The sequence below is a fragment of the Acidovorax sp. BLS4 genome, from assembly GCF_032929295.1.
Classification (GTDB): Bacteria; Pseudomonadota; Gammaproteobacteria; order Burkholderiales; family Burkholderiaceae_C; genus Paracidovorax.
In genome coordinates, this window is the sequence record NZ_CP136797.1 from 915,929 (window position 1) to 936,168 (window position 20,240).

General features: G+C 67.3%; 18 protein-coding genes. 11 read left to right on the top strand and 7 right to left on the bottom strand.

The annotated features are described in order from the left end of the window. Positions 1 to 30 precede the first annotated feature (30 nt). Positions 31 to 855 carry a class III extradiol ring-cleavage dioxygenase gene (locus R1Z03_RS04330; RefSeq protein WP_317357185.1) on the bottom strand — a complete coding sequence of 275 codons (825 nt, stop codon included), beginning with the start codon at positions 853 to 855 and terminating at the stop codon, positions 31 to 33. Positions 856 to 913: 58 nt separating this feature from the next. After that, on the bottom strand, positions 914 to 1,354 hold the full coding sequence (locus tag R1Z03_RS04335) for a DoxX family protein (RefSeq protein WP_317357187.1): 441 nt from the start codon (positions 1,352 to 1,354) through the stop codon (positions 914 to 916). A gap of 126 nt (positions 1,355 to 1,480) precedes the next feature. Between R1Z03_RS04335 and R1Z03_RS04340 the strand changes: the two genes are divergently transcribed. Both R1Z03_RS04340 and R1Z03_RS04345 read left to right on the top strand, forming a co-directional pair. After that, entirely contained in the window at positions 1,481 to 2,386 is a 906-nt protein-coding gene (locus R1Z03_RS04340) for a LysR family transcriptional regulator (protein ID WP_317357188.1), read from the top strand. A 96-nt stretch (positions 2,387 to 2,482) separates the two neighbouring features. Next, complete coding sequence (locus R1Z03_RS04345) at positions 2,483 to 3,292, top strand: alpha/beta hydrolase (protein ID WP_317357189.1); 810 nt, start codon at positions 2,483 to 2,485, stop codon at positions 3,290 to 3,292. Between the two features lie 45 nt (positions 3,293 to 3,337). On the opposite strand, the gene R1Z03_RS04350 is transcribed toward R1Z03_RS04345, so the two are convergent. The 3 genes from R1Z03_RS04350 to R1Z03_RS04360 all read right to left on the bottom strand — a co-directional run bounded on the left by R1Z03_RS04350 (position 3,338) and on the right by R1Z03_RS04360 (position 8,463). Next, a complete protein-coding gene (locus tag R1Z03_RS04350) occupies positions 3,338 to 3,883 on the bottom strand; it encodes a hypothetical protein (RefSeq protein ID WP_317357191.1) in 546 nt (181 codons plus the stop codon). A gap of 241 nt (positions 3,884 to 4,124) precedes the next feature. Beyond that, positions 4,125 to 5,042, bottom strand: coding sequence for a response regulator (locus tag R1Z03_RS04355; RefSeq protein ID WP_317357193.1), 918 nt, complete (start codon positions 5,040 to 5,042; stop codon positions 4,125 to 4,127). Next, positions 5,026 to 8,463 carry an ATP-binding protein gene (locus R1Z03_RS04360; protein WP_317357195.1) on the bottom strand — a complete coding sequence of 1,146 codons (3,438 nt, stop codon included), beginning with the start codon at positions 8,461 to 8,463 and terminating at the stop codon, positions 5,026 to 5,028. The genes R1Z03_RS04355 and R1Z03_RS04360 overlap by 17 nt, the downstream gene beginning before the upstream one ends. A gap of 173 nt (positions 8,464 to 8,636) precedes the next feature. On the opposite strand from R1Z03_RS04360, the gene urtA reads away from it, so the two are divergent. From urtA to R1Z03_RS04405, 9 genes are all read left to right on the top strand, one after another. After that, positions 8,637 to 9,902 carry an urea ABC transporter substrate-binding protein gene (gene urtA, locus R1Z03_RS04365; RefSeq protein WP_272549824.1) on the top strand — a complete coding sequence of 422 codons (1,266 nt, stop codon included), beginning with the start codon at positions 8,637 to 8,639 and terminating at the stop codon, positions 9,900 to 9,902. Positions 9,903 to 10,107: 205 nt separating this feature from the next. Further along, positions 10,108 to 11,022 (top strand): urea ABC transporter permease subunit UrtB, encoded by a 915-nt coding sequence (gene urtB, locus R1Z03_RS04370; RefSeq protein ID WP_284394685.1) that lies wholly within the window; start codon positions 10,108 to 10,110, stop codon positions 11,020 to 11,022. A 49-nt stretch (positions 11,023 to 11,071) separates the two neighbouring features. Then, positions 11,072 to 12,274, top strand: a complete 1,203-nt coding sequence (gene urtC / locus R1Z03_RS04375; protein WP_317357198.1) for an urea ABC transporter permease subunit UrtC — start codon at positions 11,072 to 11,074, stop codon at positions 12,272 to 12,274. Between the two features lie 24 nt (positions 12,275 to 12,298). Beyond that, positions 12,299 to 13,042, top strand: coding sequence for an urea ABC transporter ATP-binding protein UrtD (urtD, locus tag R1Z03_RS04380; RefSeq protein WP_284410467.1), 744 nt, complete (start codon positions 12,299 to 12,301; stop codon positions 13,040 to 13,042). A gap of 48 nt (positions 13,043 to 13,090) precedes the next feature. After that, the gene (gene urtE, locus R1Z03_RS04385) at positions 13,091 to 13,780 is read left to right on the top strand and encodes an urea ABC transporter ATP-binding subunit UrtE (RefSeq protein ID WP_284405725.1); all 690 of its coding nucleotides are present in this window, start codon (positions 13,091 to 13,093) and stop codon (positions 13,778 to 13,780) included. A 74-nt stretch (positions 13,781 to 13,854) separates the two neighbouring features. After that, the gene (gene fmdA, locus R1Z03_RS04390) at positions 13,855 to 15,081 is read left to right on the top strand and encodes a formamidase (protein WP_272566030.1); all 1,227 of its coding nucleotides are present in this window, start codon (positions 13,855 to 13,857) and stop codon (positions 15,079 to 15,081) included. 27 nt (positions 15,082 to 15,108) lie between these two features. Continuing rightward, positions 15,109 to 15,465: a zinc ribbon domain-containing protein gene (locus tag R1Z03_RS04395; protein WP_317357202.1), complete on the top strand. Its 357-nt coding sequence runs from the start codon at positions 15,109 to 15,111 to the stop codon at positions 15,463 to 15,465. A gap of 140 nt (positions 15,466 to 15,605) precedes the next feature. Next, the gene (locus R1Z03_RS04400; RefSeq protein ID WP_317357204.1) at positions 15,606 to 16,091 is read left to right on the top strand and encodes a hypothetical protein; all 486 of its coding nucleotides are present in this window, start codon (positions 15,606 to 15,608) and stop codon (positions 16,089 to 16,091) included. A 31-nt stretch (positions 16,092 to 16,122) separates the two neighbouring features. Beyond that, complete coding sequence (locus R1Z03_RS04405) at positions 16,123 to 16,494, top strand: hypothetical protein (RefSeq protein WP_317357206.1); 372 nt, start codon at positions 16,123 to 16,125, stop codon at positions 16,492 to 16,494. Positions 16,495 to 16,606: 112 nt separating this feature from the next. Here R1Z03_RS04405 and R1Z03_RS04410 read toward each other — a convergent pair whose 3' ends face one another. Together R1Z03_RS04410 and R1Z03_RS04415 are read right to left on the bottom strand one after the other, a co-directional pair. Continuing rightward, complete coding sequence (locus tag R1Z03_RS04410; RefSeq protein ID WP_317357208.1) at positions 16,607 to 18,844, bottom strand: NADP-dependent isocitrate dehydrogenase; 2,238 nt, start codon at positions 18,842 to 18,844, stop codon at positions 16,607 to 16,609. Positions 18,845 to 19,003: 159 nt separating this feature from the next. Continuing rightward, positions 19,004 to 19,948, bottom strand: coding sequence for an EamA family transporter (locus R1Z03_RS04415; RefSeq protein WP_317357210.1), 945 nt, complete (start codon positions 19,946 to 19,948; stop codon positions 19,004 to 19,006). Positions 19,949 to 20,240 lie beyond the last annotated feature (292 nt).

Below are 20,240 nucleotides of genomic sequence, written 5' to 3' on the forward strand. Positions count from 1 at the left end.
AAGCGCCCGGGCCAGGCGTTGCGGGGCGTTTCAGTGCGCCGCGCCGGCGCCGAAGCGAAAGCTCGATGCCGTCACGCCGCCGTACACGCCTTCCTCGTGGTAAACGCAGTCGGCCCGTTCGGCCTCGGCCGCGCCGGCCGCGACCATGAGCGGAATCAGGTGGTCCTCGCGCGGGTGGGCGATGCGGGCCGCTGGCGCGCTCTCCCAGCCCATCAGCCGCGCGGGCCGGTCGTCCGGATCCGTGTGCACCAACGCGTCCTGCAGCCATTGGTCGAACGCCACCGAAGGCGCCCGGCCGGCCTCGCCGAAGCGGCGCAGGTTGTGGTAGCTCAGCCCGCTGCCGACGATCAGCACGCCTTCATGGCGCAGCGGCGCCAGCGCGCGGCCGAGCGCCAGGTGCTGGGCCGGGTCCAGATCGCGCTGCAGCGACACCTGGATCACCGGCACGTCGGCGGCCGGATACATCACCTGCAGCGGCGCGAAGGTGCCGTGGTCGAAGCCCCGCTCCGCATCGAGCCGGCTGGGCAGGCCCGCGGCCCCGATGAGGGCCGCGATCCGCTGCGCCAGGGCGGGCGCGCCCGGCGCCGGGTAGCGCACCTCGTAGGTGTGGGGCGGAAAGCCGTAGTAGTCGTACACCATCGGCGGCCGGGGGCTGGACATCACGGCGAAGGCCTCGTCCTCCCAGTGGCCGGACACCACCAGCACGGCCTGCGGGCGGGTGGCGATCTGGCGCGGGATGTCCTGCAGCGATTGCTCGAGCGCGCGCATGGTGCGGCGCATCTCGGGCACGTACGGCCAGGGGCCGCCGCCGTGCGACAGGAAATAGGTGGGCAGGGGGGAGGAGGGCGGGTGCATGGCGGTGGTCCGTGGGGGTGGGTGGTGCGGTTGAGGGCGAAAGGCGCCAGCGAGGGTGTCAGGCGCCGCGCGGGCGGATCGGCGCGCGCCGGGCGCGGCCCCACAGCACGAAGGTGCACAGCGCCAGCAGCACGAGGTTGAGCGGCACCACCATCGCCTCACCCCGGCTCAGGTGAAAGGCGATGGCGAGCCCCTGCAGCACCACGCAGCACAGGGCCGCCAGCACGGTCAGCCGGGGCAGGATGCGCGTCAGCGCGGGCAGCAGGATGCCCAGGCCGCCCGCGATGTCGATCAGCCCGATGGCCCGCACGAAGGCGACGGGGTACTGCCCCGTCCACGGCATCATCGCGCTCAGTTCGGGAATGGGCGTGGTCAGCTTCACGACGCCCGAGGCGCAGAACACCGCGGCGACCAGCACCTGGGCGATCCAGAGGCCGATGCGCAGCGCCCGGCCCGCGAACGGGGTGGCGGCGGTGGGCGAATACAGGGTGGCGGGCATGGCGGTTCTCCAAAGGGGCCACAGCGCGTGGCGATGAAAGGGAATGGGACTGGACGCAATTTAAGATTTCCCCCAAAGGAAATCGATGGCGTTAGAGTGATGGCATCCTTTCCTTCTTTGGCAACCATGAACCCTGCAGACCTGGAACTGACCGGCCTGCGCGTGTTCCAGGCGATCGTCGAAGCCGGCAGCTTCAGTGCTGCCGCGGACCGCCTGGGCATGGCGCCGCCCATGGTGAGCAAGCACATCGCCCGGCTGGAACGCACGCTGGGCGCGCGCCTGCTGCACCGCACGAGCCGCAGCATGAGCCTGACGGAGGCCGGCACGGCGTTCTACGAGCAGGGCCGGCAGGCGCTGGAACTGCTCGACGCCGCCGCGGCCTCGGTGGGCCACGGGCAGAACCGGCCGCGGGGCGAGTTGCGCATCAGCGCCCCGGTGTGGTGTGCCACTCCGCGCTTTGCCCGGCTGCTGGCCGACTATCGCCGGGCATGCCCCGAGGTGCGGCTGGACCTGCACCTGGACAACCGCATGGTGGACCTCGTCTCGGAGGGGTTCGACGTGGCGCTGCGCATGACCGCCGAGCCCGCGCCCCAGCTGATCGCGCGGCCCCTGTGCCAGATGGCGTTCCATCTGGTCGCGGCGCCCGGCTTCCAGCCCGGCCCCGACGGGGGCGTTGATTCGGGCGGTGCGCCCCGGCCCATCCCGATGGTCATGCCCAACTACGTGCAGCTCGAGCGCCTCAAGAATGCCCTGCAGGAAGGCATGCACCGGCACATCGACGCCGTGATGAAGTCCAGCGACAGCACCCTGAGCTACCACGCCGTGGTGGCCGGCATGGGCGCGGCCTTCCTGCCCGCATGGCTGGTGGACGACGACCTGGCCAGCGGTCGGCTGGTGCAGTTGCCGGGCGATACGGAGTTCGTGGGCACGCTGTATGCGGTGTATGCCAGCCGGCGACAGATGCCGCTCAAGCTGCGCAGCTTCATCGACTTTCTGGCCGAGCGCCTGGGTGGGGCGCCATTGCCGTCCTGACGATCACGCAACGATGACAATGCGCACAGCCGCCGCCGGAGATGCCACCACCCAAGGCAGTCCATTCCAACGCCATGCGATCACCTGGAGCGCGCGATGACAGAAACGAGGACCCTCCCGTCGCAGGGATCGCTGCTGTCGGTGCAGGCCATGGGGCAAGGCCTGCCCGTCGTGTTCCTCCACGCCGCGGTGTGCGACAGGCGCATGTGGGCGGCCCAGATGGGCGCACTGGCCGGCACCTGCCGGGTGATGGCCTATGACCGCCCCGGATTCGGTGACTCGCCCCTGCGCACGGCCGATTCGTCATCGATGGCGGATGGGCTGGCCGTTCTGGAGGGCCTGGGCGTGACGGAACCGGCCGTCGTGGTGGCCTGTTCCCAGGGCGGCCGCATCGCGCTGGAGATGGCGTTGAGCCATCCCTCCAGGGTGCGGGGCCTCTTTCTGATCGCCCCCTCGCTCAGCGGCGCCCCGGCGCCGGCGTATCCCCCCGAGATCGAAAGCCTGCTGCGAGCGCAGCAACTCGCGGAGCAGGCGCAGGACTGGGAGGCACTGAACCACATCAAGGCACGCCTCTGGCTGGACGGCCCCCTGTCGCCCGAACTTCGGGTGGGGGGCGACGCGCGAAAGCTGTTCCTGGCGATGAATGCGATCGCCATCGCGAACAGGCTCCGGGGCGGGGAGACAGACAACGTGCCGGTGTACGGCCGGCTCGCGGAGATCCGGTTGCCTGCCTGGGTGGTCTGGGGTGACCTGGATTTTCCCCACGTTCAGCAGCGCGCCCAGAGGGCCGCAGACCAGATACCGAATGCGGAGGGGATCGCGTTGCACGGCGTGGCGCATCTGCCGTCCCTGGAGCGCCCCAATGCCGTCACGGACTTGCTGAGGCAGTTTTTGGGCGAGATATGAAGCCGGCGTGGCGCGACGCGTGATTTCGGGCAGGTGGAGCGAACGCTATTCGCTTCCTTTGATGATGGCTCCCACCCACTTCGGTCCTTGAAATCCATGGTCCACAAAGCCCCATCTGCTTCCCAGTTCGGTTCGAAGCTTCAGTAGTTCGGGATTCTCCAAATTTTCAGCGGTAACGCGCCAAAAGCCTGCCTCGGCCGCAGGTATGCGCGAGGCAAGCAGAAGGGCCTCACGGCCTGAAAGCGTCACGAGCTCAAGCCGGTTGATGCGGCGAGCACCCGCTGTCAGGTAGGAACGAATGGCGCCAAAGTCATCGAGCGCGTACGTCGACTTTGTTGATTTTCCAGACCAACCCCGCCTGTGAATGACCAGTGTTCTGTTGGTGGTGATCTCCACCTCCTCTTGGGCCACAAGCCAGCTTCTCCACGACAGCAAGGCCGAGACCGCGAAAACAACCACGCCACAACCTGCAGTGGCAGGTCCCCATTCATTTCGCAGAACAACAATGGCATAGAAGAACGCCATGGTCAGAACTGCAAACAAGGTGATCGGTCTTTGGCCGTCACGCCAGCGAGGAAAGCGCAGTCTCATTCAGTTTCTCGTTCGATCAGCCATGTTTTGACGGCACCCAGGTTTCGGATTCACCGCAAGAAAGTTTTGCGAAGCAGGGCTCCGTTGCGCCGTGCAAACTATAGCTTTCGTGCCGGCAGAACGCTTGCGCTCATCATGCTGGAGAACGGTCCCGATGACGCGCTGACCGGTCAACAAGGAACTGGCCTCGGCCACGCAGGGGGCGGAGGCGCGCGATGTCGAAGGGCGCCGTGGCCCGAACCTAGTCCTGCAGCAGCTGCCCCGCCAGCGCCGCCGCGGCGGTGCGCGTTTCCACGCCGAGCTTTTCAAAGATGTGCTCCAGGTGCTTGTTCACCGTGCGCGGACTCATGCCGAGGATGTCGGCGATGTCGCGGTTGGTCTTGCCCTTGGCGAGCCACGACAGCACCTCGGTCTCTCGCGGGGTCAGCGCCACGGGCGGCAACCGCGGCGCGGCGGCGCCTGCGGCCGGGCCCTGGCTGAGCAGCAGCATCGACTCGGCCAGGCCGCTCGCGCCCAGGTGGCGGGCCTGCAACTGGAGGCCGCCGGGCAGGGGTGTGCTGGCTTCGCCCTGCCGCTGGGCCTGCGCCAGCCAGCGCGCGGGGTCGCCCGCAGTGGCGTCGCCTTGCCCGCCGAAGGCGGCCTCCAGCCAGCGCGTGGCCTGCGGCGAGCGCCAGGCGATGCGGTCTTGGCCATCGAGCACGACCACGCCCAGGCCCGCCACGTCCACGGCCTCGCGCGCCAGCCGGGCGGCCTGCGCGTTGGCCACGTGGGTGGCCAGGCGGGCCATCACCTCGGGAATGCGCAGGGGCTTGACCACATAGTCCACGCCGCCGCTGGCAAAGCCGCGCAGGATCTGCTCGGTCTCCGACAGCCCGGTCATGAAGACGATGGGCACGTGCGCCCACGGCGGCGTGGCCTTGATGCGGCGGCACAGCGCGAAGCCGTCGGTGCCGGGCATCACCGCATCGAGCAGCACGCCGTCGGGCACGGTCACCTCGAAGCGCTCGATGGCCTCTTCGGCATCGCGCGCGGCCAGCACGGCATAGCCTTCGCCTGCCAGCGCATCGCACAGCATGCGCAGGGTGTCCAGTGCATCGTCCACCACCAGGATGACGCGGCGCGGGGCGGCGGCCTGCGCGCTGTCAGGGGAGTTCGTCATGTTCGGGTTCTCGCAGTAGGTGGGCCAGGGCGTCGAAGTCGAAGCGGTCCGCGCAGGCCTGCAGCTGCGCCAGCGCGGCGGCATGGCCGGGCAGACCGTCGCGTGCGCCGCGCAGCCGCTCGCGCACGGCGGCGGCCTGGCCCTGCCGCGCCAGGCGGTTCAGGTCTTCGCGCAGGTCGGCGGGCAGGGTGTGGGGCGGCGGCGCGGGGCTGGCGGGTGGCGAGCCCTGCGAGGCAGGGGCCTTGGCCGGCGTGTTGTCGTGCACCCATTCCAGCTGCAGGGCGGCCTGCAGGGCCTGCAGCAGTTCCGATTCGATGATGGGCTTGCCCACGAAACCCTGGCACTGGGCGGCGGCCAGCCGAGCGGGCTCGTTGTCGAACTGGTTGGCCGAGACGAAGACGATCGGCAGCGCCGCCGCCGGGCGCAGCGCCCGCAGCAGGGCGGCCGTCTGCCAGCCGTCGAGGTCGTCCATGGTGATGTCCAGCAGCACGAGGTCGGGGGGCGCCTGCCGCACGATCTCCAGGCACTCGCGGCCGCTGGCGGCCTCGCGCACGGTGAATCCCAGCGGCACCAGCAACCCGGCCAGCAGCTGGCGCTGCAGCGGCTGGTCGTCCACCACCAGCAGCGTGCGGCGCGGCGCGATGTGGCCGATGACGGGCCGCAGGGCCACGGCGTGCGTGGGGCGCCAGGCCGGGTCGGGGGAGATGCCGGGCAGGTACAGCCGCACGGTGAAGGTGCTGCCCTGCCCGTGCCGGCTGGCCACGGTGAGCTGGCCCCCCATGAGTTCGGTGAGCAGGTGCGTGATGGTCAGCCCCAGGCCCGTGCCCGCCTCGCTCGCGCGGCGCCCGGCGCTGCCGCGCTCGAACGGCAGGAAGATGCGCTCCAGGTCCTGCGGCTCGATGCCGATGCCGGTGTCGATCACCTCGATGCGCGAGACGTGCGGGCGAAAGTCCAGGCGCAGGCGCACCTCGCCCTGCTGGGTGAAGCGCACGGCGTTGGACAGCAGGTTGATGAGGATCTGGCGCAGCCGCTTCCCATCGGCCCGGATCCAGTCGGGCATGGTGCCCATGGTCTCCACCACGAAGGCCAGGCCCCGGGCCTCGGCCTGCGGGCGCAGCATGCCTTCGACGTTGCGGATCAGCTCGGCCAGCGGCAGCGGCGCCAGGTCCAGCCTCAGCCGGCCCGCCTCGATGCGGGCCAGCTCGAGCGAGCCGTCGATCAGCGCGTGCATGTGCTGGCCGCTGTGCTGCATGGTGGAAAGCGTCTCGCGCATCCAGCCGTCGGTCTCGGGGTTCTTGAGCAGGATCTGCGTGTAGCCGAGGATGCTGTTGAGCGGCGAGCGCAGCTCGTGCGTCATGCCGGCCACGTAGCGCGTCTTGGCCATGCTGGCGGATTCGGCCCGGTCCTTGGCGGCCTGCAGCTCGGCATCGGTGCGCTTGTGGGCTTCGATCTCCTGCAGCAGCAACTGCGTCTGCCGCTCGGACTCGTCCTGCGCCATGCGCCGGCTGTCGGTGCTGAGCACCACCCACCAGGCGCACACGGCCGCCAGCAGGGACAGCAGGGCGAACACCTTCAGGAACGGGGTGCGCAGGAACTGGGCCGGTGTCTCCAGCCCCTCCTGCACATAGACCACGCCCACCAGGAACGCCATCACCGCGCACAGAGACACCAGCACCATCAGGTACTGGCCGAGGCGGAAGTTCACCCGGGCTGCCCAGGTGCGCGGCAGCAGCAGCGCGGCCACCGCGCGCAACTGGTCGGCCGCGCGCGAGCCGGTCTTGCAGCGGTCGTGGCAGCGCGATTCGAGCGAGCAGCACAGCGAGCAGATGGGCGCGCCGTAGGCCGGGCAGCGGGCCATGTCCTCGGACTCGAACGGGTTTTCGCACACGGCGCAGCGCACGGACTCGCCGGGCTTCCACAGCGTGTCCGGCATGCGGGCCAGGTAGTAGCGCCCGCCGGTGGCCCAGGCCAGCAGCGGCGACAGCGCCATCGACAGCGCCAGCGCGATGAAGGGAGAGAACGCGGCCGCATGGTCGCCCAGCAGGCCGGCGTAGGCGCAGCAGGCCACGGCGGCGGCCAGCACCATGGCCCCCAGGCCCACCGGGTTGAAGTCGTACAGGTGCGCCCGCCGGAACTCGATGCCCCGGGGCGACAGGCCCAGCGGTTTGTTGATGACGAGATCGGCCACCAGCGCGCCCACCCAGGCGATGGCCACGTTGCTGTACACGGCCAGCACCTTCTCCAGCGCGCCGAACACGCCCAGCGTCATCAGCAGCGTGGCGATGCCCACGTTGAACACCAGCCACACCACGCGTCCCGGGTGGCTGCGCGTGATGCGGGCGAAGAAATTGGACCAGGCGAGCGAGCCCGCGTAGGCATTGGTCACGTTGATCTTCACCTGCGAGACCACCACGAACACCACCGTGACCGCCACGGCCAGGCCCGGCAGCCCCAGCGCCTGCATGACCTGCTGAAAGCCGGCCAGGAACATCTGCGTGGGCTCGGCCGCGCGGTGCGTTCCCACCTCGAACTGCAGCGCGGCGAAGGCGAGGAACGCGCCGCCCGCCATCTTGAGCATGCCCATCACGATCCAGCCCGGGCCGGCCACCAGCACCGCGCCCCACCAGCGCCAGCGGTTGGCGGCGGTGCGCTCGGGCAGAAAGCGCAGGATGTCCACCTGCTCGCCGATCTGCACCACCAGGGAGAAGATCACCGCCGCCGCGGCACCGAACATGAGCGGATCGAACTGGCTGCTGCCGCTCTTGAGGCCCGACAGCCCCGCGAAGTCGCGGTACAGCTGCGGCTGCGCGAGCGCGATCCACACGAAGGGCAGCAGCAGCAGGAAGAGCCACAGCGGCTGCGTCCACGCCTGCAGCCGGGAGATGAGCGTGATGCCGCGCATGGCCAGCGGCAGGATCACGAGGGACGACAGCACATAGCACCACTGCAGCGGCCAGTCCACCACCATCTGCAGTGCCAGCGCCATGATGGCGGCCTCCAGCGCGAAGAAGATGAAGGTGAACACCGCGTAGATCAGCGAGGTGATGGTGGAGCCCAGGTAGCCGAAGCCCGCGCCGCGCGTGAGCAGGTCCATGTCCAGCCCGTAGCGCGCCGCGCAGTAGGCGATCGGCAGGCCGGTGAGAAAGATCAGCACGCCCACCGCGAGGATGGCCCACATCGCATTGGCGAAGCCGTAGTTGAGCGCGATGGCGCCGCCGATGGCTTCGAGCGCCAGGAACGACAGCGAGCCGAACGCCGTGTTGGCCACGCGCCATTCGCTCCAGCGCCGAAAGCCCTTGGGCGTGTAGCGCAGCGCGTAGTCCTCCATCGTCTCGTCGGCCACCCAGGCGTTGTATTCGCGGCGGAACCGAAAAATGGTCTGCGGCGCGGTCTGGGGGGTGGGCGGTGCGATCGGGGCCATGCCGGGCCTGCATGCAAGAAACGTTCTTGTCCGCGCCGTGCGCCGGGGCCGGGTGGGCGGCTACGTCAATTGACGTATGGGCGCGCAGCAGGGTTGTCCCTAATCTTGGCCCCAGCGCGGAACCACCGACGCCGTCCAACCACCCCGTATTGCCTGTTGCAAGGAGCGCTCCCATGAAGCACCCCCTCGATCCGAATGTCTCCCCCCTCCTGGCCGCGGATGCGGGCCGCCGCCGGCTGCTGCAGGCCATGGGGGCCGCCTCGGTGGCGGGCCTGCCCGCGTGGTCCTTCGCGCAGCCCACGGCGCAGGTCAACACCACCAAGCTGGCGGTGACGGACACCGAGGTCACCGTGGGCCAGCTGCATTCGGCGACCGGCACCATGGCCATCTCGGAGACGGGGTCGATCCAGGCCGAGCAGCTCGCCATCGACCAGATCAACGCCATGGGCGGCGTGCTGGGCCGCAAGATCAAGGTCATCAAGGAAGACGGCGCCTCCGACTGGCCGACGTTCGCCGAAAAGTCCAAGAAGCTGCTCATCAACGACCACTGCGCCGCCGTGTTCGGCTGCTGGACCAGCGCATCGCGCAAGGCCGTGCTGCCCGTGTTCGAGAAGGAGAACGGCCTGCTGTACTACCCCACGTTCTACGAGGGCCTGGAGCAGTCCAAGAACGTGATCTACACCGGCCAGGAGGCCACGCAGCAGATCCTGTACAGCCTGGAATGGGCCAAGACCGAGAAGAAGGCCAAGACCTTCTTCCTGATCGGCTCGGACTACATCTGGCCGCGCACCTCGATGAAGATCGCGCGCAAGCACGTGGAGAACTTCCAGAAGGGCAAGGTCGTGGGCGAGGAGTACTACCCGCTGGGCAGCACCAACTTCGGCTCGCTCATGAACAAGATCAAGGTGCAAAAGCCCGACTGCCTGTTCGTCGCCGTGGTGGGCGGCTCCAACGTGGCGTTCTACAAGGCGCTCAAGGCGGCGGGCATCACGGGCGACAAGCAGCTGCTGGTGACGCTGTCGGTCACCGAGGACGAGATGACCGGCGTGGGCGGCGAGAACTTCGCGGGCTTCTATTCGTCGATGAAGTACTTCCAGTCGCTGGACAACGAGAACAACAAGAAGTTCGTGGCTGCCTTCAAGGCCAAGTACGGCCCCAATGCGGTGATCGGCGACGTCACGCAGGCGGGCTACCTGGGTCCCTGGCTGTGGAAGGCCGCCGTCGAGAAGGCCAAGAGCTTCGACGTGGACAAGGTGGTGGCCGCATCGCCGGGCATCGAACTCAAGACGGCGCCCGAGGGCTACGTGAAGGTGGACGCCAACCACCACCTGTGGAGCAAGTCCCGCATCGCGCAGGGACTGCCGGACGCCACGTTCAAGGTGGTGGCCGAATCGCCCGAACTTATCAAGCCCGATCCCTTCCCCAAGGGGTATCAGTGACCACCCCCTGAGGCGCTGCGCGCCTTCCCCCTCTCTCGCTGCACGGGAGGGGGACGACACCTTCGGTGCGGGGCGGCCCTTCCTCGGTGTCCCCGGCATGAGGCCGCGCCGGTCGTCAGTCCCGCGCCTGGTGCGGACCGTTGTGAGGGCGGCACTGCCGCATCGGGTTTTTTTCTTTGATGGGCTTGCACGCAGGAGCTGCACCATGACCTTTTCCGAAATGATGAACATCGGCCTGATGCAGGGCTTCGCCGGCCTGAGCCTGTTCGCCGTGCTGCTGCTCATGGGCCTGGGGCTGGCGATCATCTTCGGCCAGATGGGCGTCATCAACATGGCGCACGGCGAGTTCATGACCATCGGCGCCTACACCATCTACCTGGGCTCCACGCTCGCGTCCACGCACGCGCCGCAGTGGATGCCGTTCTATTTCCCGCTGGCCATCGCCGCGGCCTTCGGCTTCGCGTTCATCGCGGGCTGGCTGGTGGAGTGGGGCCTGATCCGCCACCTGTACAAGCGCCCACTCGACACCCTGCTGGCCACCTGGGGCATCAGCCTGGGGCTGCAGCAGTGCTTTCGCACCTTCATCGGCCCCAAGGAAGTGAGCCCGACCCTGCCTGACTGGCTGCTCGGATCGTGGGCGCCCGCCGAGGGGCTGGACATTCCCATCAACGGCCTGTTCGTGCTGGCGCTCACGCTGGTGGTGACGGCGGGCGTGCTGCTTGCGCTGCACAGGAGCCGCTGGGGCCTGCGGGTGCGCGCCACGGTCAGCAACCGGGTGATGGCCAACGCCATCGGCATCGATACGAAGAAGACCGACCGACTCACGTTCGCCATCGGCTGCGGTATCGCGGGGGTGGCGGGCGCTGCGTTCACCACCATCGGCTCCACGGGGCCCACCTCGGGCTCGCTCTATATCGTCGATGCGTTCCTCGTCGTCACCTTCGGCGGCGCGGCGAGCCTGCTGGGCACGGTGGTGTCGGCCTTCGGCATCGCGCAGACGCAGTCGATCACCGAGTTCTTCCTGGCCGGCTCCATGGCCAAGGTGATCACGCTGTCGCTGATCGTGCTGATCCTGATGGTGCGGCCGCAGGGCCTGTTCGCCTCGAAGGTGCGCCGCTGAGCGCGCGCCCACTGCTTTGTCCCCACCCTGCACCCACCGGAGTCGTCCCATGAATGCCCTCAAAGCCTGGATCCTGCGCTACCAGTTGGCCAGCCTGGTGCTGCTCACGGTGCTGCTGGCCGTGGTGCTGCCGCTCGCCCTGGACATCTTCCGGCTGAACCTCGTGGGCAAGTACCTCACGTATGCCTTCGTGGCCATCGGCCTGGTGATGGTGTGGGGCTATGGCGGCGTGCTCAGCCTGGGGCAGGGCGTGTTCTTCGGTCTGGGCGGCTATGCCATGGCGATGTTCCTCAAGCTCGAAGCCTCCGACCCCGTGAGCACCAGGATCCAGTCCACGCCCGGCATCCCCGACTTCATGGACTGGAACCAGATCACCGAGCTGCCCGCCTTCTGGGTGCCTTTCAAGAGCCTGCCGTTCGCGCTGGCGGCCGTGATCGTGGTGCCCACGCTGCTGGCCTGGATCGTGAGCTTCGCCATGTTCAAGCGCCGCGTGGGCGGGGTCTACTTCGCCATCATCACGCAGGCGGTGGCGCTGATCTGCACGGTGCTCATCATCGGCCAGCAGGGCTACACGGGCGGCGTGAATGGCATGACCGACCTGAAGACCCTTTGGGGATGGGACACGCGCACCGACAGCGCCAAGTACATCCTGTACTACGTGTGCGTGGCACTTTTGGTGCTGTCCATCGTGCTGTGCCGCTTCATCCAGACCAGCAAGCTGGGCACGCTGCTGCTGGCCATGCGCGACAAGGAAGACCGCGTGCGCTTCTCGGGCTACGACGTGGCCAATTTCAAGGTCTTCACCTTCTGCCTGGCGGCGGCGCTCTCAGGCATCGGCGGTGCGCTGTTCACGCTGCAGGTGGGTTTCATGTCGCCCAGCTTCGTGGGCATCGTGCCTTCCATCGAGATGGTGATCTACGCCGCCGTGGGGGGGCGCATGAGCCTGGTGGGCGCGGTGTACGGCACGCTGCTGGTGAACGCGGGCAAGACGTACTTCTCGGAGAGCTTTCCCGACTTGTGGCTGTTCCTCATGGCGGGGCTGTTCATCGGCGTGACCATGGCCTTCCCGCTGGGGCTGGCCGGCCTGTGGGAAAGCCGCATCGTGCCCTGGTGGAAGGGCCGCCGCGAGGCCCTGCGCCAGGCGGCGGTGCCCGCGCCGCAGGCCGCCGCGGTACGCAGCGCCGCGGTGGACACCGAGCCGGCGGCACGCGAGCCCGGCCTGCCCGAAGGCACCCGCCGCCAGAGCGCCTGAGCGCACGCAACCGGAGCACCTCCCATGAGCAACACCGACTTCGCCCTGGCCGTGGAAGACCTGACAGTCTCGTTCGACGGCTTCAAGGCCATCGACACCCTCACGCTGTACGTGGACAGGAACGAGCTGCGCGTGATCATCGGCCCCAACGGCGCGGGCAAGACCACGCTGCTGGACCTGATCTGCGGCAAGACGCGCGCCACCAGCGGCAGCATCAAGTTCAAGAACGAGGAGCTGACGCGCATGGCCGAGCACAAGCGCGTGCGGCTGGGCATCGGCCGCAAGTTCCAGACGCCGTCCATCTACGAGAACCTGTCGGTCTTCCAGAACCTGGAAGTGTCCTATCCCACCGGGCGCACCGTGTTCGGCGCGCTGGCCTTTCGCTGCACCAGCGCGGTGAAGGAGCGGGTGCAGGACGTGGCCGACGACATCGGCCTGGGCGGGCTGCTCGCCACCGAGGCCGGCCTGCTCTCGCACGGCCAGAAGCAATGGCTGGAGATCGGCATGCTGCTGATGCAGGAGCCCGAGCTGCTGATGCTGGACGAGCCCATCGCCGGCATGAGCGCGCGCGAGCGCGAGCTCACGGCCGAGCTGCTGCAGCGCATCTGCAGGAACCGCGCGGTGATCGTGATCGAGCACGACATGGAGTTCGTCAAGCGCATCGCGCACAAGGTCACCGTGATGCACCAGGGAAAGATCCTGGCCGAAGGGTCGATGGACAAGGTCCAGAACGACCCCAAGGTGATCGACGTGTACCTCGGCCACTGAGACGCGCCGCTGCCCTTTGCCCACGCCTTGAGTTTTCTGGAGCCCCCCATGCTGAAAGTCACCGACCTGCACGTCGCCTATGGGCAGAGCGAAGCGCTGCACGGCATCTCGTTCGAGGGCCGCGCCAACGAAACCGTGGCCATCATGGGCCGCAACGGCATGGGCAAGACCACGCTGTTCAAGAGCCTGATGGGCGTGATGCCGGTCAAGAGCGGCTGCATCACCGTGGCCGGCCAGGAGGTGACGCGGGACGAGAGCTTTCGGCGCGTGGCCAAAGGCATCGCCTACGTGCCGCAGGGCCGCATGATCTTCCCCACGCTGACGGTGGAGGAGAACATCCAGACCGGCCTGGAGAACTCGAAGACCCGCCAGATCCCCGAAGAGATCTATGCGCTGTTCCCCGTGCTGTGGGACATGCGCCGTCGCAAGGGCGGCAATCTTTCGGGCGGGCAGCAGCAGCAGCTGGCCATCGCCCGTGCGCTGGTGACCGATCCCAAGGTGCTGCTGCTGGACGAGCCCACCGAGGGCATCCAGCCTTCGATCATCAAGGACATCGCCCGCGCCCTCAACGAGATCCGCAAGCTGCGCCAGATCACCATCGTGGTGAGCGAGCAGGTGCTCTCGTTCGCCATGGACGTGGCCGACCGCCTGTTCGTGATCGAAGGCGGCCGCCTGGTGCATGAAACCGCCCGCGCTGACACCGACCAGCAGCGCATCAAGGCCTACCTGTCCGTGTGAACGGCCACTGTCCGCGACGGATTTTTCGTTCCTTCCCTCTCGCCTTCTCTTCCCTTCACTTCCAGGAGCACGCCATGGCTGAAACCCTCATCCACGTCGATCTGAGCCAATCGCCGACCCAGAACGAGAACATCCACAACCGCTGGCACCCCGACATTCCGATGGCCTGCTGGGTGAATCCGGGCGACGATTTCATTCTGGAAACCTTCGACTGGACCGGCGGCTTCATCAAGAACAACGACAGCGCCGACGACGTGCGCGACATCGACCTGACCACGGTGCACTACCTCTCGGGCCCGGTGGGCGTGAAGGGCGCGGAGCCGGGCGACCTGCTGGTGGTGGACCTGCTCGACATCGGCGCCAAGCAGGACAGCCTGTGGGGTTTCAACGGCTTTTTCTCCAAGAAGAACGGCGGTGGCTTTCTGACCGAGCATTTCCCCGAGGCACAGAAATCGATCTGGGACTTCAAGGGCATGTTCACCAGCTCGCGCCACATCCCGGGCGTCAACTTCGCCGGCCTGATCCACCCCGGCCTGATCGGCTGCCTGCCCGACAAGAAAATGCTCGACCTCTGGAACGAGCGTGAGCAAAAGCTCATCGACACCGATCCCACCGCCGGCCTGGCCAACCCCCCCTCGGCCGGCACCGCCCACATGGGCCGCCTGACCGGCGAGGCCAAGGCCAAGGCCGCGGCCGAAGGCGCGCGCACCGTGCCGCCGCGCGAGCACGGGGGCAACTGCGACATCAAGGACTTGTCGCGCGGATCGAAAGTGTTCTTCCCGGTCTATGTCGACGGCGCGGGCCTCTCGGTGGGCGACCTGCATTTCAGCCAGGGCGACGGCGAAATCACGTTCTGCGGCGCGATCGAAATGGCCGGCTGGGTGCACATGAAGGTCACCCTCATCAAGGGCGGCATGGCGAAGTACGGCATCAAGAACCCGATCTTCAAACCCAGCCCCATCGTGCCGACCTACAACGATTATTTGATCTTCGAAGGCATCTCGGTCGACGAGGCGGGCAAGCAGTACTACCTGGACGTGAACGTGGCCTACCGCCAGGCCTGCCTGAACGCGATTGAATACCTGAAGAAGTTCGGATACAGCGGTGCCCAGGCGTATTCGATCCTGGGAACAGCCCCGGTGCAGGGCCACATCAGCGGCGTGGTCGATGTGCCCAACGCCTGCGCCACGCTGTGGCTGCCGACGCAGATCTTCGAGTTCGACATCAACCCGAACGCCAGCGGGCCGGTGAAGATGCTGGACGGCAGCATCGACATGCCGCTGTCGCCCGACCTCGTCTGATTCCCCGCCACCACAGGACACCGCGCCATGCCCACCTACGACTACCAGTGCGCCACGTGTGGCTGCTTCGATGCCCTGCGCAGCCTGGCGCTGCGCAACGAGCCCGCTGCCTGCCCCCGGTGCAGCGCTGCCTCCCCCCGCGTCTTCGCCAGCGCTCCCCGGCTGGCCTGCGTGAGCCCGGAGCAGCGCCGTGCGTTTGACACCAACGAGCGGGCGCAGCATGCGCCGCGCTCCTCCCGCAAGGGTGACGAAGGCAGTTACGGGCGGATGCGCCATCCGGCGGGGTGCGGCTGCTGCGGCTCTGGTAAGCGCAGCGCCACGGTGACGGCGGCGAGCGGAGCGAAGGCGTTTCCGTCCAAGCGGCCCTGGATGATCAGCCACTAGGTGACCGGGACGTAGGCGAGCCGTGGGGTGCCGCCCCATGGCCCACGCATGACCAAAACGACGGGGGCCGCGGCCCACAGAAAGCGCAGCTGCGCTGTTGTCTTACCCCTGGGCGGTGCCTGTTGCGACACATTTCGCCCATGGCAAATCGTGTGGCAAGGTGGGTTGGGCCCTGGCGCCTGTCGGCTTGCGGCCGCCGGGCTGGACTGGCGTGGCTGCCGCTTCTCGCGGCACTGGCCGGCTGTGAAGGCCGTCATGATCTGGCTTCCAGCGGATGCCTGCCGCTGCGTGCGCCGGCCCGTGTGGTGCTGCTGCAGGAATCCGGCCTCTACCAGGTGCGCGATGCGCCGACGCTCGTGCTCTCACCGCATCCGCGCGATACGGCGAACGACCGCTTTCACGGCCTGCAGCGGGTCCGCACGCTGCCGCCCGGGACGCCGCTGGAGATCACGCGCCTGGAACAGGCCTGGGGTTTGGACGTGGGCAAAGGGCGCATCAGTGCGTTCGGCACGTCGCCGCAGGGCGAACCCTTCGAGTACGGTTGGGGTGGCGGCACGCAGATCGGCCGCGCGCCCTGGGAGCCGGCCTCCGTTGCGCCACTTCGGGCGGTGCGGTGCGGCGATTGAACCGCTCACTCAGAAAGACAAAGGAGCACAGATGGCATTTTCTTTTCGCAGCGCTGCATGCATGGCGGTCTTGGCCACAGCGGCCCCGGCTTTCGCCCAGAGCGTTCTGTACACCGCGCGCCCGGCCATCGGGCTGAGCGTGAGCGACAAGATGGCGACCCGCCAGCCGCGTGTGGAGTTCACCGTGACCATGCCGGACGGGAAGACGACCACCGCGACCGCCGAGCCCCAAGGGGGCGGCGAGCGCGCCGGGACCGTGCACTATCCCAGCGATTTCGGCAACGCGGGCACCCGCGTGGGAGATTACACCTGGGTGGCTCGTATCGGCGGCAAGGTGGTGCTCAACGGACGTTTCAGCTATCGGCCGACGCCCGAGGGGCAGCTGCTGTTCGTTCCCCGATAGAGGCGGTCCGATCCGGCGGCCATGAAGAAAAAGCGCCTGCCCACATTGCGGTGGGCAGGCGCTTTCGAAACCGGCCAGCCCTTGTGCAAGGGCCGGCGCTTTCTCACGCGGATCAGGCGGTCACGGCAGCCAGCGCCGCATTCAGCGTTGCGCTGGGCCGCATCACGGCCTCGGTCTTCTTCGGGTCGGGCAGGTAGTAACCGCCGATGTCTGCCGGCTTGCCCTGCACGTCCGCCAGTTCACCGACGATCTTCTGCTCGTTGTCGGCCAGCGTCTTGGCCAGCCCGGCGAACTTGGCGGCCAGGGCCGTGTCCTCGGTCTGCGCGGCCAGTTCCTGGGCCCAGTACAGGGCCAGGTAGAACTGGCTGCCGCGGTTGTCCAGCTGGCCGGTCTTGGGGCTGGGGTTCTTGTTGTTGTCCAGCAGCTTGCCGGTGGCGGTGTCCAGCGTCCTGGCCAGCAGGGTGGCTTGCTGGTTGCCGGTCTTCAGGCCCAGGTCTTCCAGGCTGACGGCCAGGGCCAGGAACTCGCCCAGCGAATCCCAGCGCAGGTGGTTTTCTTCCACCAGTTGCTGCACGTGCTTGGGCGCCGAGCCACCAGCGCCCGTTTCGTACATGCCGCCGCCGGCCATCAGGGGCACGACGGACAGCATCTTGGCGCTGGTGCCCAGTTCCATGATGGGGAACAGGTCGGTCAGGTAGTCGCGCAGGATGTTGCCGGTGACGCTGATCGTGTCCAGGCCGCGGATCACGCGCTCCAGCGTGTAGCGCATCGCGCGCACCTGGCTCATGATCTGGATGTCCAGGCCGGTCGTGTCGTGGTCCTTCAGGTAGGTTTTCACCTTCTTGATGACCTCGTTCTCGTGCGGGCGGTACGGGTCCAACCAGAACACGGCGGGCATGCCGGAGTTGCGGGCGCGGGTCACGGCCAGCTTCACCCAGTCGCGGATCGGCGCGTCCTTCACCTGGCACATGCGCCAGATGTCGCCTTCTTCCACGTTCTGGCTCAGCAGCACTTCGCCCGTCGCCAGATCGACGATGTTGGCCACGCCGGCTTCCGGCACTTCGAACGTCTTGTCGTGCGAACCGTACTCTTCGGCCTGCTGGGCCATCAGGCCCACGTTGGGCACGGTGCCCATGGTCTTGGGGTCGAAGGCACCATGCCATTTGCAGAAGTTGATGATCTCCTGGTAGATGCGGGCGAAGGTGCTCTCGGGGATCACCGCCTTGGTGTCCTTCAGGCGGCCGTCGGCGCCCCACATCTTGCCGCCGTTGCGGATCATGGCGGGCATCGAGGCATCGACGATGACGTCGTTGGGCGAGTGGAAGTTGGTGATGCCCTTGGCCGAATCGACCATCGCCAGCTCGGGGCGGTTCTCGTGGCAGGCGTGCAGGTCGCGCTTGATCTCGTCCTGCTTGCTCTGGGGCAGCGTGGCGATCTTGTTGTACAGATCGACCATGCCGTTGTTCACGTTCACGCCCAGTTCTTCGAACAGCTGCGCATGCTTGGCGAAGGCTTCCTTGTAGAAGATGCGCACGGCGTGGCCGAAGACGATCGGGTGCGACACCTTCATCATCGTCGCCTTGACGTGCAGCGAGAACATCACGCCGGTCTTGTGCGCGTCCTCGATCTCCTTTTCGTAGAACTCGAGCAGGGCCGTCTTGCTCATGAACATGCTGTCGATGATCTCGCCGTCCTTCAGCGACACCTTGGGCTTGAGCACCGTGGTCTTGCCGCTCTTGCCGACCAGTTCCATCTTCACGTCGCGCGCCTTGTCGAGCGTGATCGACTTTTCGCCGTGGTAGAAGTCGCCGTGGTGCATGTGCGAGACGTGCGAGCGCGATGCCTGGCTCCATTCGGCCATGCTGTGCGGGTTCTTGCGGGCGTATTCCTTCACGGCCTTGGGTGCGCGGCGGTCGGAGTTGCCTTCGCGCAGGACCGGGTTCACCGCGCTGCCGATGCACTTGTTGTAGCGGGCGCGGATGTCCTTTTCTTCGTCGGTCGTCGGATTTTCAGGGTAGTCGGGAATCGCATAGCCCTTGCCCTGCAGTTCCTTGATGGCCGCCACCAGCTGCGATACCGATGCGCTGATGTTGGGCAGCTTGATGATGTTGGCGTCAGGCGAGAGCGTCAACTTGCCCAGGGCGGCCAGGTTGTCGGGCACGCGCTGTGCCTCGGTCAGGCGCTCGGGAAACTGGCCCAGGATGCGGCCGGCGACCGAGATGTCGCTGGTCTCCACGTGGATGCCCGCTGGGGCCGCGAAGGTCCGCACGATCGGCAGAAAGGCGGCGGTCGCCAGGGCGGGGGCTTCGTCGGTCAGCGTGTAGATGATGGTCGGTTGCGTCGTGCTCATTCGCTTGCGTTCCTTGGGAAGGGGTGACAGATCAGCCGGTGATTTTCGCGCTTTCTGAAGGCAGTCGGCACAGATGCCCCTCAGCGCCGTTCGGGGCAGGTGCCCACTCGCCCGATCATGGGCATGAAAGGGGTGCCCGCTCGACGCGCTGCTGCAGGCTCACGCGCGCTGTGCCGATGCCCGGGTGACCAGCCAGATGCCGCCGCACACCAGCACCAGGGCCACCGCGTTGCGCCATTCGAGCAGGCTTTCTTCCAGGAACCAGGCCGACAGCAGCGTGCCGAACACGGGCACCATGAAGTTGAACGCGGTGATGAGGCTCACCCGGTTGTGCTTGAGCAGCAGGCTCCAGATCGAGATGGCCAGCGACGACAGCACCACCAGATAGGCCAGCAGCGACGACGAGGCCCAGGTCACCTCGCCCAGCGCGCCGCCCGTGGCATAGCCGAGCGCCAGCAGCACCAGGCCGCCGATGGTCAACTGGTAGGCGGTCATCACGATGGGGTCCATCCCCTGGGAAATGCGCTTGCCGTAGACGCCGCCCAGCGCCAGCACCAGGGCGGCGATCACCACGAAACCTTCGCCCAGCAGGGCGAACTCGAAATCGGTCAGCGTTCCGGCCAGCCCGGCGCCGAGGTTGACCGCCATGACCCCCGCGAAGCCCACGATGCAGCCCCAGGCCTTGGCATGGCTGATGCGGTCGTTGTGGTACAGGAAATGCGCCAGCAACACGCTGAAGAAGGTGCCGGTGGCGTTCATGATCGACGCCTTCACCCCCGTCGTGTTCGCCACGCCGATGTAGAAGAAGATGTACTGCAGCGTGGTCTGCAACAGACCCAGCAGCGCCAATTGTCCCCACGCCCGGGCCGGCCAGCCGCTGATCTGACGGCCGCTGGCGGCCACCCAGGCCAGCAGCGCCAGGCCCGCCAGGGCGAAGCGCCAGCCGGCGAACACGAGCTTGGACGGGGTGTCGCTGCTGTCGATGCCGAACAGCGCGTAGCCATTCTTGATCGCCGGGTACGAGCTGCCCCAGAGCAGGCAGCAAAACAACGCCAGCAGGAAGACGTTCCTGCGTTGCGCTAGTGGGGAGATAGGGGGCGACATGGCTTCTTTCCAGGCGGGGTGGTGCCCCAAAACGGTGAATTTTGCACAAGTTGTACGACAACTCTGCATGTAAATATCCTGACTTGGCCGAATGTGGCCTCTTTTAGAGTATTTTTGCTCCTTATTGTCCGATGACTATCCGAAACCGCAGTGAACTGGCCTCGGGAGCCGATCACAAGGCATGGGCCCAACTCCGACGGCCCTGCGGCGGCATCGCCGTGAGTACGGAAGGACTGCCTCGGCAGTTTCAGGAAACCCTGGCTGCTTTTCAAGCCTTGTCGATAATGCGGCG

What these genes read in the sequence shown, in the direction of transcription:
- urtD (WP_284410467.1), top strand. Translation starts at nt 12,299, where the DNA reads ATGAGCAACACCGACTTCGCCCTGGCCGTGGAAGACCTGACAGTCTCG.
- fmdA (WP_272566030.1), top strand. Translation starts at nt 13,855, where the DNA reads ATGGCTGAAACCCTCATCCACGTCGATCTGAGCCAATCGCCGACCCAG.
- urtA (WP_272549824.1), top strand. Translation starts at nt 8,637, where the DNA reads ATGAAGCACCCCCTCGATCCGAATGTCTCCCCCCTCCTGGCCGCGGAT.
- R1Z03_RS04360 (WP_317357195.1), bottom strand. Translation starts at nt 8,463, where the DNA reads ATGGCCCCGATCGCACCGCCCACCCCCCAGACCGCGCCGCAGACCATT.
- R1Z03_RS04345 (WP_317357189.1), top strand. Translation starts at nt 2,483, where the DNA reads ATGACAGAAACGAGGACCCTCCCGTCGCAGGGATCGCTGCTGTCGGTG.
- R1Z03_RS04330 (WP_317357185.1), bottom strand. Translation starts at nt 855, where the DNA reads ATGCACCCGCCCTCCTCCCCCCTGCCCACCTATTTCCTGTCGCACGGC.
- R1Z03_RS04405 (WP_317357206.1), top strand. Translation starts at nt 16,123, where the DNA reads ATGGCATTTTCTTTTCGCAGCGCTGCATGCATGGCGGTCTTGGCCACA.
- R1Z03_RS04335 (WP_317357187.1), bottom strand. Translation starts at nt 1,354, where the DNA reads ATGCCCGCCACCCTGTATTCGCCCACCGCCGCCACCCCGTTCGCGGGC.
- R1Z03_RS04400 (WP_317357204.1), top strand. Translation starts at nt 15,606, where the DNA reads ATGGCAAATCGTGTGGCAAGGTGGGTTGGGCCCTGGCGCCTGTCGGCT.
- R1Z03_RS04340 (WP_317357188.1), top strand. Translation starts at nt 1,481, where the DNA reads ATGAACCCTGCAGACCTGGAACTGACCGGCCTGCGCGTGTTCCAGGCG.
- R1Z03_RS04350 (WP_317357191.1), bottom strand. Translation starts at nt 3,883, where the DNA reads ATGAGACTGCGCTTTCCTCGCTGGCGTGACGGCCAAAGACCGATCACC.
- urtB (WP_284394685.1), top strand. Translation starts at nt 10,108, where the DNA reads ATGACCTTTTCCGAAATGATGAACATCGGCCTGATGCAGGGCTTCGCC.
- R1Z03_RS04410 (WP_317357208.1), bottom strand. Translation starts at nt 18,844, where the DNA reads ATGAGCACGACGCAACCGACCATCATCTACACGCTGACCGACGAAGCC.
- urtE (WP_284405725.1), top strand. Translation starts at nt 13,091, where the DNA reads ATGCTGAAAGTCACCGACCTGCACGTCGCCTATGGGCAGAGCGAAGCG.
- R1Z03_RS04415 (WP_317357210.1), bottom strand. Translation starts at nt 19,948, where the DNA reads ATGTCGCCCCCTATCTCCCCACTAGCGCAACGCAGGAACGTCTTCCTG.
- R1Z03_RS04355 (WP_317357193.1), bottom strand. Translation starts at nt 5,042, where the DNA reads ATGACGAACTCCCCTGACAGCGCGCAGGCCGCCGCCCCGCGCCGCGTC.
- R1Z03_RS04395 (WP_317357202.1), top strand. Translation starts at nt 15,109, where the DNA reads ATGCCCACCTACGACTACCAGTGCGCCACGTGTGGCTGCTTCGATGCC.
- urtC (WP_317357198.1), top strand. Translation starts at nt 11,072, where the DNA reads ATGAATGCCCTCAAAGCCTGGATCCTGCGCTACCAGTTGGCCAGCCTG.